This is a genomic window from Micromonospora zamorensis (genome assembly GCF_900090275.1).
GTDB classification, from domain to species: Bacteria; Actinomycetota; Actinomycetes; order Mycobacteriales; family Micromonosporaceae; genus Micromonospora; species Micromonospora zamorensis.
The window spans coordinates 3,224,345-3,238,543 of record NZ_LT607755.1 but is presented as its reverse complement, the minus strand read 5'-3'; the positions used below and the strand labels follow the sequence as shown (position 1 = coordinate 3,238,543).

The 14,199-nt window shown below is 70.3% G+C and carries 12 protein-coding genes; 7 read left to right on the top strand and 5 right to left on the bottom strand.

The features are described 5' to 3' along the window. Positions 1-837: a sugar phosphate isomerase/epimerase family protein gene (locus GA0070619_RS14205; RefSeq protein ID WP_088951792.1), complete on the top strand. Its 837-nt coding sequence runs from the start codon at positions 1-3 to the stop codon at positions 835-837. Then, positions 830-2,017, top strand: a complete 1,188-nt coding sequence (locus GA0070619_RS14200; RefSeq protein ID WP_157743998.1) for an SLC5/6 family protein — start codon at positions 830-832, stop codon at positions 2,015-2,017. The genes GA0070619_RS14205 and GA0070619_RS14200 overlap by 8 nt, the downstream gene beginning before the upstream one ends. Before the next feature lie 159 nt (positions 2,018-2,176). Here the strand turns inward: GA0070619_RS14200 and GA0070619_RS14195 are convergent, their stop codons facing one another. Continuing rightward, positions 2,177-2,521 (bottom strand): cupin domain-containing protein, encoded by a 345-nt coding sequence (locus GA0070619_RS14195; protein ID WP_088948504.1) that lies wholly within the window; start codon positions 2,519-2,521, stop codon positions 2,177-2,179. A gap of 302 nt (positions 2,522-2,823) precedes the next feature. Between GA0070619_RS14195 and GA0070619_RS33820 the strand changes: the two genes are divergently transcribed. Continuing rightward, a complete protein-coding gene (locus GA0070619_RS33820) occupies positions 2,824-5,841 on the top strand; it encodes a S8 family serine peptidase (protein WP_197699646.1) in 3,018 nt (1,005 codons plus the stop codon). 103 nt (positions 5,842-5,944) lie between these two features. On the opposite strand, the gene GA0070619_RS14185 is transcribed toward GA0070619_RS33820, so the two are convergent. After that, entirely contained in the window at positions 5,945-9,397 is a 3,453-nt protein-coding gene (locus GA0070619_RS14185) for a ThuA domain-containing protein (protein WP_088948502.1), read from the bottom strand. A gap of 237 nt (positions 9,398-9,634) precedes the next feature. Here GA0070619_RS14185 and GA0070619_RS14180 point away from each other — a divergent pair, with 237 nt between their 5' ends. Together GA0070619_RS14180 and GA0070619_RS14175 are read left to right on the top strand one after the other, a co-directional pair. Continuing rightward, positions 9,635-10,480: an SAM-dependent methyltransferase gene (locus GA0070619_RS14180; RefSeq protein ID WP_231927415.1), complete on the top strand. Its 846-nt coding sequence runs from the start codon at positions 9,635-9,637 to the stop codon at positions 10,478-10,480. A 54-nt stretch (positions 10,481-10,534) separates the two neighbouring features. Next, the gene (locus GA0070619_RS14175; protein WP_088948500.1) at positions 10,535-10,732 is read left to right on the top strand and encodes a hypothetical protein; all 198 of its coding nucleotides are present in this window, start codon (positions 10,535-10,537) and stop codon (positions 10,730-10,732) included. Positions 10,733-10,737: 5 nt separating this feature from the next. Here the strand turns inward: GA0070619_RS14175 and GA0070619_RS14170 are convergent, their stop codons facing one another. Continuing rightward, the gene (locus tag GA0070619_RS14170; protein WP_157743997.1) at positions 10,738-11,121 is read right to left on the bottom strand and encodes a hypothetical protein; all 384 of its coding nucleotides are present in this window, start codon (positions 11,119-11,121) and stop codon (positions 10,738-10,740) included. A 122-nt stretch (positions 11,122-11,243) separates the two neighbouring features. Here GA0070619_RS14170 and GA0070619_RS14165 point away from each other — a divergent pair, with 122 nt between their 5' ends. Then, positions 11,244-11,852 carry a hypothetical protein gene (locus tag GA0070619_RS14165; RefSeq protein WP_088948498.1) on the top strand — a complete coding sequence of 203 codons (609 nt, stop codon included), beginning with the start codon at positions 11,244-11,246 and terminating at the stop codon, positions 11,850-11,852. 19 nt (positions 11,853-11,871) lie between these two features. Here GA0070619_RS14165 and GA0070619_RS32380 read toward each other — a convergent pair whose 3' ends face one another. Then, positions 11,872-12,315, bottom strand: a complete 444-nt coding sequence (locus GA0070619_RS32380; RefSeq protein WP_157743996.1) for an FAD-dependent oxidoreductase — start codon at positions 12,313-12,315, stop codon at positions 11,872-11,874. Between the two features lie 178 nt (positions 12,316-12,493). Between GA0070619_RS32380 and GA0070619_RS14160 the strand changes: the two genes are divergently transcribed. Continuing rightward, on the top strand, positions 12,494-13,537 hold the full coding sequence (locus tag GA0070619_RS14160; RefSeq protein ID WP_231927414.1) for a hypothetical protein: 1,044 nt from the start codon (positions 12,494-12,496) through the stop codon (positions 13,535-13,537). Here GA0070619_RS14160 and coaD read toward each other — a convergent pair. Further along, the gene (gene coaD / locus GA0070619_RS14155) at positions 13,489-14,013 is read right to left on the bottom strand and encodes a pantetheine-phosphate adenylyltransferase (protein ID WP_088948497.1); all 525 of its coding nucleotides are present in this window, start codon (positions 14,011-14,013) and stop codon (positions 13,489-13,491) included. The genes GA0070619_RS14160 and coaD overlap by 49 nt on opposite strands. Positions 14,014-14,199: the final 186 nt, after the last annotated feature.

Genomic DNA, 14,199 nt, shown 5'->3' with positions numbered 1-14,199 from the left:
CTGCGAGCCCCGCAGTCGCGAACGACAAGCCCACAGAGCCTCGCGCGCTTCTCGTTCAACCAGGCGACCGCCCAGCGGTGGCCGCTGCCCGACGTGGTGGCCGGCTGCGTGGCCGCCGGGGTGCCGGGCGTCGGGCTGTGGCGGGAACCGGTCGCCGACCATGGGCTGGCCCGGTCCGCGAAGCTGGTCCGCGACGCCGGTCTCACCGTCACCTCGCTGTGCCGGGGCGGCTTCTTCTCCACCGACGACTGGCGCGCGCAAAACCTGCTGGCTATCGAGGAGGCGGCCACACTGGGCGCCCCGGAGTTGGTGCTGGTGTCCGGTGGGCTGCCGCCGGGCAGCAGGGACATCGACGGCGCCCGGCAGCGGGTCGCGGACGCGATCGGTGAGCTGGCCCCGCACGCCGAGGCCGCCGGCGTACGCCTGGCGATCGAGCCGCTGCACCCGATGTTCGCCGCCGACCGCTGCGTGATCGCCAGCCTCGGTCAGGCCCTGGACATCGCCGAGCGGTTCGACCCGACGGTGGTCGGCGTGGTCGTGGACGCGTACCACGTCTGGTGGGACGACACGGTGTACGCGCAGATCGCGCGGGCGGGCTCCCGGATCGCCGCGTTCCAGGTCTGCGACTGGGTGACACCGCTGCCCGAGGGGGTGCTGCTCGGGCGGGCGCTGCCCGGCGACGGGTGCATCGAGCTGCGCCGGTTGCGCGAGGCGGTCGACGCGGCCGGCTACGGCGGCCCGATCGAGGTGGAGGTCTTCTCCGCCGAGGTGTGGGCGCGGCCGGGCGCGGAGGTGCTGGACGCGGCGATAGCCGGCTACCTGCGCCACGTTGTCTGAAACTGCCGAGCGGCGTTGGCCGGCGGCGGTCGGCGCGTGGTTGGGCATCGGCACCGCGCCCGCCACGCTGGTGCTCGGTGCGGCGATGGCAGCCCGGCACGGCGGCGCGGTGCCGGTCGCCGGGCTGCTGATCGGCGGGGTGCTGATGACGGCCCTGCTCTGGGGGCAGGGCCGGATCGGCCTGCGCCGGCCGCTCGGCGACGGCGGAACGCTGACCGCGGTGCTGCCCGCCTACCTGGGCAACACGTCACGGCTGCTGCTGGCGGCGGTGCTGGCCGTGTCGATGGTCGGCTGGAACGGGTTCAACGTCGGGCTCGGCGGGGCCTCCCTGGCCGCCCTGACGGACCTGCCGGGCTGGGCCGGGCCGGTGCTGCTGGAGGTGGCGGTGCTGGCCGTCTCCTGGGGGCCGGCCCGGCTCGGCAACCGGGTCGCCGTGCTCACCACGCTCAGCGCGGTGGTCCTGGTCGGCTGGTGCCTGACGGTGCTGCCGCCACCCGGTGCGCCGGTTCGCCTCGCCACCGGTGGGCTCGCCGACGCCGCCGCGCTGATCGGCTACGCGGCGGTGTTCGCGCTGCGCGCGCCGGACTTCAGCGCCGGCCTCGCCCGGCGGCGGGACCTGGCCTGGTGCGTGGGGCTGCTGCTCGGGCCCGCGCTGCTCGGGGTGATCGCCGGCGCCGGCCTGTGGCTGCGGACCGGCTCGGCCGACGTGGTCGCGCTGCTGGCCGCCGGCTCGGGCCTGGCCGCGTACGCGAATCTGTTCGTCGCGGTGGCGGTCTTCGCCGCCGCGTTGACCACCACGTACTCCGGGGCGCTGGCGATCCGTGGCCTGGCACCCCGCGTGCCGGCTCGTACGGCGATGCTGGTCGTCGCGGTCCTCGGCGGGGTGCTGGCGGTGGCGCGTTTCGACCGCCTCGTGCTGCCCTGGTTGACGCTCCTGGCCGCCGCGCTGCCGGTGTTGGTGGTGCCGATGGCCGTGGAAGCCGCGGCCCGTCGGCGCGGTCGTGCGCCGCGGACCGTGCCCGCCTGGTGTTGGGTGCCGCCCGCGTTGCTGGCGGTGGCCTGCACGCTCGCCGGGGTCGGCGTCGCGCCGCTGCTCGGGCTGGCCCTGGCCGGGGCGTGCACCGTGCTCTGGCGGCGGCGAGCCGCGACCGGACTATTGCTGCCAGGTTCCAGGAAATAGCCCCGGTAAGTGGAGGGATCCGCTGGTAGGGGATGGGCCGAACGTGGCTGGCAGGCCCGGCACCTGGACATCTGCCTGCTCGCCCTCGGGTGTCCACCTCACCGCTCGTTGGGTCCACCCACGACAGACGTCAACCTCCGGGCTGGCGACCCGTCCGCCCTACTCGGCTCGCGGACCCGGAGCGCGCGAGCCGTACGCCGGGCCGAACACCACCAGCAGCGCCAGGTCCTCGGTCACCTCGTCGAACCGGTGCTCCTCGCCAGCCGGCACGAAGATCACCGACCCCGGGCCCACCTCGGCGGCACCGTCCGGGGTCACGATCCGGGCCCGCCCCGCGGTGACCACGTAGATCTCGTCCTCGGTGTGCGGGCTCTGGGCGTCGAAACCGCCCGCCGGGATGCAGTACGTCCCCACCGACAGGTCCGGCACTCTCAGCTGTTCGACCCAGTCGTTGGCGGCCCCGGCGGGTGCGGTCCACCGGCCCGCGCCATCGATGATCAGCATGGCGGAAGCCTAGTACGGCAACGACATACCGGGTGTGGAGTGCGGCACGCGGACGCCTGACCGATGCCCTGTCGCGGGCCAATGCGGCGGCTGAGGTTTGTGATCTTATACGCAGCAGCGATCCGTAACACCGCGCAAACCATCGTTTAACCGTCGAGCACTTAGGTGGGGGAGCGCTCCCATAGGCGGGTCGCGATCGATGAGAACAGCTCCACAAGGGAGCACGTGAGAGGAGTCTCGTGGCTACCAGCACGAGCGGGAACAGGCTGCGAAGATCAGCGATACCGACGCTGGTCCTCGCCGTGATCGCCGGCACAACCGGCGTCGCGGGCTCGGCATCAGCGGCCCCGACAGGGCCATCGGGCAGCGGCAACAGCACCACCGGCTACTTCACCGCCGGGTCCGACACAAGAGTCACGCTGACCGACGGCGCCGACCGCCGACCCGACGGCCGCAACGACGCCAGCCGGCAAGCCGCCGTGGACGCCGCCGGTTCGGGCACGTACATCGTGGAACTGGCCGAGGAGCCCCTGACCTCGTACGCCGGTGGCGTGTCTGGCCTGGCGCGAACCCGCCCGGACGCGGGTGACCGGCTTGACGTCACGTCGGCACCGGCACGGGCTTACCGCGGACACCTCGATATGCAGCGCAGCGCCGTCGCTGCCGCCGCCGGGATTCAGGTCAACGCCGCGTACGCCACCGCCTTCAACGGGTTCTCCGCCAAGCTGACCGCCCAGCAGGTAACCACGTTGCGGGCGGACAAGCGCGTCCGCGCGGTCACCGCCTCGCGGGCCCTCGGCACCAGGACCCCGCCGCCCACCGCGCCGTCGACCGCGCCGACCCCCGGCGCTCCGGCAGCCACCGCCCCGGCCGCGCCGGACCAACCCCCGGCGGGGGGTTCTGCCGGCAAACCGGTCAAGCCCGGCCCCGGCACCGGTACGGGCATGGTGATCGGCGTCCTGGACACCGGGATCTGGCCGGAGAGCGCGTCGTTCGCCAAGAAGATGTCCGCCCCCGCGACCTGGCGTGGCACCTGCCAGACCGGCGTGGCCTTCGTGGCCGAGCACTGCAACGGCAAGATCGTCGGTGCCCGCTACTTCGCCGACACGTGGCTCGCCGGCGGCGGCTCGGTGCCCGAGGGCGAGGTGTTGTCTCCCCGCGACATGTCCGGGCACGGCACGCACACCGCGTCCACGGCGGCCGGCCTGCCGGTCTCGGACGTCACCATCGACGGTCGGCGCTTCGGTCCCGTCTCCGGGGTGGCGCCGGACGCCCAAATCGCCGTCTACAAGGTGCTCTGGGGCGGCATGGGCTACGACGCCGACATCATCGCCGGCATCGACGCGGCCGTCGCCGACGGCGTGCAGGTTCTCAACTTCTCGATCGGTTCCGACCTCGGCGACTGGGAGGCCAACACCCCCATCGGCATCGCCTTCCTCAACGCCACGCTGGCCGGAGTCTTCGTGGCGGCTTCGGCCGGCAACACCGGCATCGTGAGCGGGGCGATCAGCAACGCGGCACCGTGGGTGACCACGGTCGGCGCGGCGGTGACGAACCTCGACGAGGCCACCGTCAAGCTGGGCGACGGCACGAAGCTCGTGGGCGGCTCGCTGGACGCACTGCCCGGTGGCGACTCACGGCAGATGGTCTTCGGCGAGCAGGCCGGGGCGCCGGACCTGGGCGCGGTCTACTGCGAACCGGGCAGCCTCGACCCCGCCAAGATCAAGGGCAAGGTGGTCGCCTGCGCGCTGTCCGACACGTTCGGATCCGCCGCCGAGATCAAGGCCAAGGGCGGCGCGGGGATGGTGGTCTTCGACCCGGTCGGCAACTACCGGATCAACTCGATCTTCAACTTCCCGGTCGTCTACCTGCCGACCGAGAAGCAGGCCGGCACGCTGTTCAACTACCTGATGCGTCACCCGACCGACGCGCGGGTGTCCCTGCGCCCTGGCGGCGACGGCTCCAGCGTCCCCGGCGTGCCCAGCGTCGCGGACTTCTCCTCCACCGGCCCGGACAAGGTGACCCTCGGCGTCCTGAAACCGGACCTGGTCGCGCCCGGTTCGGACATCATCGCCGCGGTCTCCCCGGCGGGCAACTTCGGACGCCAGTACGACGCGTACTCGGGCACCTCGATGGCCTCGCCGTACGTGGCCGGAGCGGCGGCGGTTCTGCGTGCCGCGCATCCGAACTGGTCACCCGGCGCGGTCGCCTCGGCGCTTCGGACCACCGCCACCGACACGGTCGGCACCAGCAGTCCCCTGGACCAGGGCAGTGGTTTCATCAACCTGGCCGGGGCCACCGATCCCGGTCTGGTCATCGAGCCGACCGCTGCGGACCTGGTCGCCTTCAGCGAGACGGCCGTGCCGGACGGCAAGGAGCTCAACCTGCCGGCCATCTCGTTGCGCGAGTACGACGGGACCGGCCCGGTGACGCTCACCCGCACCCTGACCAACGTGGGCAAGGTGCGGGAGACCTACCGCTCGTCAGTGTCGGGGCTGAACGGCATGAAGGTCACCGTGACACCGGCATCGGTGACGCTGGCGCCCGGCAGGTCCGCGACCGTGACCATCACGCTGCGTCGGGGCAGCGCGCCCTGGGACCGGTACGTGACCGGGTCGATCGGCTGGCGCGGCAAGGCACACAGCGCCCGGATCCCGGTCGCCGCCCGGCCGTGGGGAATCATGCCCCGGCCGTACGGTGACGACGGGGAAGAATTCGGCCGGATGACCAGCGGCGCGTCCGGCTCGATCCAGCCGGGCTTCACCGGACGGTTCGCCGGTCGCAGCACCGGTTACACGCCAATGCAGCGCACGTCGTACTCGATGCCGGCCGGTGTCTACGGCGGTGTGTTCGACCCGGGTGCCGCCGGAGTGAAGAAGTTCGACTTCACAGTGCCGGCGAACACGGCCGGGATCATGGTCGAGACCAACACCGAGGACCCGAACACGAACCTGGACCTCTACCTGTACAAGGGGGACACCCTCATCTACAGCAGTGACAGGTTCTGGACCAGTGCGGAGCAGGCGTACAAGTTTCTGCCCGAGCCGGGGCGCTACACCGCGTACGTGTTCGCACAGTTCCCCGGTGGTCCGGTCGTCGACTTCCAGTTCGGTCACGCCATCGTCGGCCGAAACGCGAAGTATCCGGGCGCCACGCTGACGCTTCCCTCCACGGCGGAGCGTGGTGCGACGCAAAGCTTCACGCTGAAGCCGAACAAGCCGCTGCCCGAGGGCGACTTCTGGGCGTACACCGAGTACAGCCATGACGGCGCGGTCATTCCCGGCAATCTCGTCTACACCCAGCAGAGTTCCTGGCAGTAGCCGTAGTCGACCGTGGGGCGGTGCAGAGCGCGCCGCCCTGCTGGACGTCTTGGCGGCCGAGCGGTGGCGGACAGGTCGATCCCTGCCCGCCACCGCTCGATCATCAGGTGACCGTGACGGTCAGGTTGAGCGAGCGGGTCTCCCCGCTGGTGTAGGTGGTCGTCACCCGGGCGGTGAAGGTCCCCTTGCGGGGATAGCTGTGGGCGGTCGACCGCAGCGTCGCCCCGTGCGTGATGGCGCTGTTGTCACCGAAGTCCCACGCGTAGTCGGTGATGCTCTGCCCGGACGGCGCTGTCGCGGTGGCGGTGAGTGTGGTGGTCAGCGGTGCGGTGCCGCTGGCCGGGTTGGCCGCGAGGGTGAGCGTCCCGCCCGGTTCCTGTTTGACCCCGGCGCCGTTGAACCGCAACCAGTCCAGCGACAGCAGGTCCGGGGTGCCGCCGACCTGGGCGGCGTTGAGGAACTTCGCGTACAGGGTGGTGGTGCCGACTGGTTTGTTGGTGAGCGTGACGGTGGGCGACACCAGGTTGTCCCACCCGCCGGTCGAGCCGATGGTGGCCGCGCCGACCAGGGTGCCGGTGGGGGAGCCGGTCCGCAGCTCGATGGTGCCGCCGAGCCCGCCGTTGGTCACCCCGAGCGTCACCGAGCCGACGTTGCGCAGGTCCACCGGCCCGTACGCCACCCAGTCGTTGTGGTCGACCTCGCCGAGCCGCTTGCCGGCGCGGGCGGTCGCCCGGTCGTTCACGATGATGCCGGACTGGGCGGTGAAGTGCTCGGCCTCCTTGCTCTTGGGTTGCAACTGGGCCCGGGTCGAGCCGGTCAGTGCCGGTACGCCGCCGGCCGCGCCGCCGTCGGTGTACTGCGCGGTGACCACGGTGTAGAGGTTCTGCCCTGGCCCGTGCCCGTCACCGGCGTCGGCCTCGGTGGCGAGCAGCCCCGAGCAGCCGGTGTAGACGTCCAGCGGATGGGCGTGCGAGTCGTGACCGAGCTGCGTCTGCACGGTGACCTTCGAGCAGTCGATGGTGGTCTCCTCTGGGTCGGTGACGGTCACCGTGTACGGGATCTTGTCGCCGAAGTCGAAGAAGCCCCCGTCCGGCACGGTGATGGTCACCGTGGGCCGGGTGTTGCCGACCACCACCTCGGTGACCGCGGTGGCGGTCAACCCGTTGCCGCTGTTGCGGACGGTCAGCCGGGCGGTGTGCCTGCCGGCGGTCGAGTAGGTGTGGCTCGGGTTGGCCGCTGTGGAGTCGGTGCTGCCGTCGTTGGTGAAGTCCCAGGCGTAGCTGAGCGCCGAACCGTCACCGGCGGATGACCCGGCCGAGGAGAACGTCACCGCGAGTGGGGTGCGCCCGCTGTCCGGGGTGGCGGCGATCTTCACGGCAGGTGGCCGCCCGTTGGCGACGTAGTCGATGCGGTAGATGCCCGCGCCGGCGTTGCTGCCGCCGCGCCCGCTGCCGGTGCCCTCGCCGAAGTCGATGACGTAGAGCGAGCCGTCCGGGCCGAACTCGGCCTCGAAGGGCTGGATCCAGCTCATGTTGCCGAAGATCCCGTTGATCGACTGGAGGTCACCCACGGCGGTGGGCCCGAAGCGCGCGTTGCTGAAGGTCTGCGCCGTCTTGTGGATCGACAGCGTCTTGAACCATTTGCGGGTCAGCTCATAGGTGATCCACTTGCCCTCGAAGTACTCGGGGAACTTCGTGGTGCGGGTGTTGGCCGGGTCGTAGTCGTAGACCGGGCCGCTCATCGGCCCGCCGCCGCCGGTGCCGACCTCGGGGAACTGGGTGGAGGCCGAGTACGCGTACCAGACCAGCGCGGACTTCGACGCCGGCAGGGTGGTCAGGCCCGAGTTGTTGACCGGCGCGGCGCAGTTGAACTTCGCCCCGGAGGTGCTGGTGGCGAAGTTGTAGTCGTTGAACGGGATGTTGTTGCCCACGCAGTACGGCCAGCCGTAGTTGCCGGCACCGGTGATCCGGTTGAACTCGACAGTCCCCTCCGGGCCACGGTTGGGATCGGCGGCGCGGGCGTCCGGGCCGTAGTCGGCCACCAGCACCGCGTTGGTCTGCGGCTCGACGGTGATCCGGAACGGGTTGCGCATGCCCATCGCGTAGACCTCCGGGCGGGTCTTCGCGGTGCCGGCGGGGAAGAGGTTGCCGCTCGGCACTGTGTACGTACCGTCGGCCTGTGGGGTGATCCGCAGGATCTTGCCGCGAAGGTCGTTGGTGTTGCCGGCGGTGCCCTGGGCGTCCCAGGCGGCGCGGCCGGCCCGCTCGTCGACGGGCGTGTAGCCGCTGGAGGCGAACGGGTCGGTGTTGTCGCCGATCGCCGCGTAGAGCCGACCGGCCGCGTCCATGGCCAGCGACCCGCCCATGTGCGAGTTGGCCCGACCCTCACCCCGGTAGGTGGGGACGGTCAGCAGGCGCTTCTCCGAGGAGAGCGCGACGCTGTTGTTGGCGACAGTGAACCGGGACAGGTTGAGCTGTTTGAGGGTCTTGTCCGACCAGAGCAGGTAGATCCAGCCGTTGCTGGCGAAGTTGCGGTCGAGGGTCATCCCGAGCAGCCCGTCGGACTGGTCGGTCATCGCCGAGGTGTACGCGAAGTCCAGCAGTGTGGTGACCTGGAGGGTGTCGGAGTTGACCACCTTCAGCGCGCCGGTGCGCTGGATGTAGTAGACCTTCCGGTCCGGGCCGACGGCCAACTCGAACGGGTCGGCCAGGTTCTCGGTGACCAGCCCCACCCGCTCGAAGTTGCTGGTCCTGGTGGCCGAGCAGTCGCCGGCGACAGCGCCGGCCGCCCACTCGATGCCGTAGCGCAGGTGCTCCAGGAACGTCGCGCTGCTGAACTGGGAGCTGGCGTGCCCGCCGGCGGTGAACCAGGACCGGCCGCCGTCGTAGCGCTGACACCAGGAGTACGCGTGGTCGACGCCCTCGTCCAGCCCGTTGATCCCGTCGCGCACCTTGATCTGCGCGAGGGTGTGCACGTTGCCGGTCGGGTTGGTCCGCCAGTTGTACCACTCCTCGCTCTGCTCCCAGAGCTCCGGCAGGTTGCGGGTGGAGGGGTGCGCCCGGTCGAGCACCTTCACCCGGCCGGGGAAGGTGCCGCCGGTGGAGGAGAAGTCGGGGTGATAGTCGAAGATCGTGCCGACCAGGCCCTCGTACCAGGGCCAGTCACGCTCGCTGGCCGAGGCGGCGTGCAGGCCGGCCCAGCCGCCGCCGTTGCGGATGAACGTCTGCAGCGCGGCCCGCTGGCTGGCGTTGAGCAGGTCGCCCGAGGTCGGGAGCGAGTTGGTGTTGTTGAAGACCAGGGCGTCGAACGTGGCGAGGTTGGCGTCGGTGAACGCGGCGGCGTCGGTGGTGGCGACGACCTCGAAGTTGTGGGCGGCGCCGAGCTGCTGGATCGCGGCGATGCCGGCCGGGATCGAGTCGTGGTAGAAGTTGGTGATCTTGGAGAAGACCAGCACCCGGAAGCGTGGGGCGGCTTCGGCGGGCAGGGCGGTGGTGGTGCTCACCACGGCGGCGATGGTGAGCAGGATGAGGCAGAACGCGCGGAGGTGTCGGGGCATGGGGGCGCTCGCTCCCTGTTGGACGGTGAGGGTCGGAAAGCGCTTTCTTGCTGCCCGCATCACGGTACTGACAGCCAGTGATGACCGTCAATAGCGTACTGGTAAGCGGTTTCCTGCGGTGTCGCCGCCGGTCGGCGAGGCCCGGACGGGGCCCTCGCTCCCATGCCCAGCACCTACCATGGTCAGATCGTGCGTCGTGCCACACGGCGACGCAGCCGGGTGACCTGGGGAGGTCTCGTGACGGTGCCATCCACGTCGGAATCATCCGAGGGTCGGGGTGCCGACCGGATCGACACCACTGTGGTGCATCCGGCTCGCCGCTACAACTACTGGCTCGGCGGCAAGGACAACTTCGCTGTCGACCGGGAGTCCGGGGACCAGATCGCGGCCGTCTACCCGGGAGTACGCACCCTTGCCCGGGAGAACCGGGCCTTCCTCGGCCGGGCCGTCCGGTTCCTCACCGAGGAGGCCGGCATCCGGCAGTTCCTCGACATCGGCACCGGCATACCGAGCGCCGACAACACCCACGAGGTGGCGCAGTCTGTCGTGCCCGAGTCCCGGGTGGTCTACGTCGACAACGACCCGATGGTGCTGGTCCACGCTCGGGCGCTGTTGACCAGCGACCCGGCCGGCGCCACCGCCTACCTCGACGCGGACCTGCGTGACCCGGAGAAGATCCTCGCCGACCCGCAACTGCACACCACACTTGACCTGTCCCAGCCGGTGGGCCTGGTGCTGATCGCCGTGACGCACTTCCTGACCGAGGACGACCGCCCACACGAGCACGTCGGCCGGCTGCTCGACGCGCTGCCGTCAGGCAGTTGGCTGGCGCTGACCCACTTCACCACCGACCACATCCCCACCCAGATCGTCGAGCGGATGTACGCCGAGTTCGCCTCCGGCCGGATGAAGCAGGACGCCGTGCCCCGCGACCGTGCGGAGTTCGCCCGCTTCTTCACCGGCCTGGAGCTGGCCGAGCCGGGCATCGTGCCGGTCACCGAGTGGCGCCCGCAGGTGCCGCCGGAGCAGCGGCCAGCGCTGGCCGACGCCTCGATCTACGGCGCGGTGGCCCGCAAACCCTGACCGGTCGTACAGGCTGGGGTCTTCCGGACCCGGGGCAAGCCCTTAACCCAGTCGGTGTCGGCGTACGAACTCGTCGACCGGTTGAGCACCGACCCGAGCGTCACCGTGCGGCAGGCGATGGCCGGCAGCCCACGCCTCCCGGCTCCGCGAATCGTCGCACTTCTGGATGATCCTGAACTGGCCGAGGCAGCCGCAGCCAACGCGGCCCTGCCGGTCGATCAGATGCGGCAGATCCTGGACCGGATGACCTGATGCCGCTACCAGATGATGATGCCGCCGTGTATCGCCTTGGCGCGCTCCACCGCGTGCCGCATGTTGACCAGGTAATGGAGGATGCGGTCTACGTCGTATCCAGTCGCGGCGGATAGTTGCTCGACGGTCTCTGCCAGGAGTACGCACTCCTGCTCGAAGGCGTCGAGCTGGCCGGGCGAGACCTGAAGATGCCCACGGTTGTCGACCGTGATGTCGGCAAGTTGCGGCAGGAACGTCGCGCCGAGACGCCGAACGGCTGCCGAACCCCACAGCTCATAACGAAGACCTTCAGCTCCTACCCCAGTGCTGGTGCCCGGCGGATCAACGACAACGTCCCGACCGGCGTAGGCGTCGCCGTCCGGTATCCACACTGAGATATCGAGGCTCATCCCCACGCTCCCGCCATGTCCCGAACCGCAGCTACTGTAACGGTGTCGCGGTGCCCGTCAGTCGTGGGTCGGCGGGCCCAAACCGGTTGGTTGCTCCGTAGCCCGCCGCTTAAGGTGCACGCGTGACGATGGTGGACGCGGATTGGTGGTCGATACTCCGGGCGCTGGACGAGCCGGTCGCGCCGGTGGAGGGCGGCATCGGGCGGGAGTCGGTTCTCCGGGCCATGGTGGAGGGCGTCATGCCGGAGCCGATGCGGGCGGCGTTGCACGAGCGGGTGGCCCGAGGTGACGGTGATGGTCTGGAGGTGCCACGGGACTTCGACCACGCTGCGGCCCAGGGCCGGTTTGACCGGCTCGCAGGGCGGTTGGGCGAGGCCTACGGCTGTACGTGCGACTCGGGGTTGGCCCAGGACTCCGCCTGTTTCGGCAGCATCTGGATTCCCGCCGAGGCCAGCCGCAGTCGTACGAAGCGCACGCGGGTTCCGCTGTCCTTGACCGTGAGTGTGAGCAAGTTTGGTGACCTCGCCACCTACGGTGCTTCCAATCCGAGCGAGCACAAACCATTCCTGCACCCCGACGACCGGCAACGGATCGAGCAGGCACTCGCCGAACTCGGTTACCTCATCGTGCCCGAGCACATCCTCGCCGCGCCGTACGACGGGCCTAACGGATGGGTCTTCGGCCCGACGGTCAATGAGACGTGGTCTACTCGGTTCTTCGACCATCTTTGAATACGTCAAGATCCGCCGTTCATGGTGAAAACTTGTTGGTGCACACATCAGCAAGCTGGCCGGCGAATTCTGCGGCGTCCAGCATGGCCTGGTTGGCGCCCTCGCCGACCGGTGGCATGAGGTGCGCGGCGTCGCCGATGAGGGTGACGCCCGGCCGGTTGGCCAGCACGTACCGGTGGGCATCGCCTCGATCAGGCGCGGCGTCGGCACGCCTTCGGCGGCCTCGATGAGGTCGGTGAGGAAGGGGGATCCAGCCAGCGAACATGTCGAACAGGGCGCGCTTACTGCGGTACGTGTCGAGGGGTTGGTCCTCCGTGCAGCGAGATCCCGATTCGGAGGCTGCAGTCGCCGAGGCGTTGCGCTGCCAGGACTGGTTCACGCCGACGCACCGCAGGTTCCCGGGGCCGACCAGCTCGGCGAGATCGGAATGACGCCGGTCGGCGTCCTCGACGCTCAGCTCCACGAGTGTTGCCACATAGGACAAAGCCCGTACCGGCGATCGCGATTCGTGTTCTCACGCCGCTACCGTGCACCGTATTGGTGGATACACCGTACGGTAGTGGGCCGAGCGGCGCACCGCCCGCTCCACCGGCACCGATGAAGCCGCCTTACAGGCCAGCCTCGGCCCCTACCTCACCCGTATGTTGAAGACTGGCACGTACCCCGCCGTGGCCCGACTCGTCATCGACGTCGCCCACCTCAATGCCGAGGCGACCTTCCACCACAACCTGACCACCGTCCTGGACGGCATCACCGGCGACCCCGAACGTGACCCTCCGCTTCTCTGCGGCCGGCGGCTCGCCGACGCGACGTGTGTCGTCGAGCGATATACCTCTGAGTCACTCCCGCCAACAGACAGGAGCGCACGAGTGCAGGTCAGCCTGGCGACGAGCGCCGGTCGGGCCGGTCGGTCGAACGAGGACTTCGTCGGTGCGGTTCCCGGCGCTGTCGTCCTGCTCGACGGTGCCGGCATCCCTGGGGCCGAATCGCTCTGCTTCCACGGGGTCGCCTGGTACACGCAGCGGCTCGGCGGAGCACTGCTCGGCCACCTGTCGCGCGACGACGGGCAGGACCTCACGGCTGTCCTCGCCACGGCCATCGGCGAGATAGCCGCCGCGCACGGCGACACCTGCGACATCGGGGACCCGCGCAGCCCGCAGGCCACCGTCGCGGTGGTGCGCGCGTACCGGGGCCGCCTTGACTATCTGCTGCTCGCGGACTCGTTCCTCATCCTCGACCCGGCCCACGGCGGCCCTCAGGTGATCACCGACGACCGTGAGGTCACCGCCCGGCGTGGCTGCTCGGCGCCCCTGGACGGCATTGCGCCGGGAACCCTGGAGTACGACCGCGTCCGCGACTCCTGCGCCGAGGCGCTGCGGGCCCGCCGAAACCAGGTCGGCGGCTACTGGATCGCCAAGGACGACCCGCGCGCGGCCCGGGAGGCGGTGACCGGCAGCCGGTCCCTCGCCGACCTGAACGGTGCCGCGCTGCTCAGCAACGGTGCCAGCCGTATCGTCAGCCCGTACGGCCTCACCGACTGGCCGGGCGTCCTGGCACTGCTCGCCGCCGACGGCCCATCCGGTGTCATCCGCCGCGCCCGGCAGGCCGAAGCCGCTGGCCTCGGTGCCGCCGCCGCTCAGGCCCCGGACGACGCCACGGTGGCCCACTGCACGCACCTGCCGTGATGCCTGAGGTTCGCCGATGTCTCGCTGCCTACGGCCGCGTGGACGGGGGGCAACGGCCCCAGCGCCCGCACCGCGGTGGAGGACACCGCGGCCAGTTCGGGCCGCGCGGGCAGAAATACCGTGGGGACGCCCAGCGACTGGTTCATCGCGGCGAGCTGACACTCGGCCTGAAGGTCGGTGGTGTTGCGCACGCCGCGGACGATCACCCCCACGTCGTGGCTTCGGCAGTAGGCGGAGGTCAATCCACTCCAGGCCACAACGGTGACGGAGGTCCACTCCACCGGCAGGATAGCCCGAACGGCGGCCGCTCGCTCCTGCTCGTTGATCGTCGGATGCTTGGTGCCGTTGACCGCGACGAGCACGATCACCTCGTCGAACAGGCCGCGTGCCCGGTTCACCACGTTCGCATGCCCGGGAGTGAAGGGATCAAAGCTGCCGGGGTAGACGGCTCGCACGCGTACGCCGGTGTGTGTCATCGATGTCACGGCCGCACGCTCAGGTCCACGAGCGGCCGACGTTGAGCCGCACTGCCGCATTCGAACTCCGCTCCGTGCCGGCGGAGCCAGGCCCGCGCGCCTTCGTCGGTGCTCATGGCCCGACTGTAGGTACCGGCTGTCGGCTTCGGTGGCCCTGGCTGTGGGCGATATGTCACAGCATCCCGG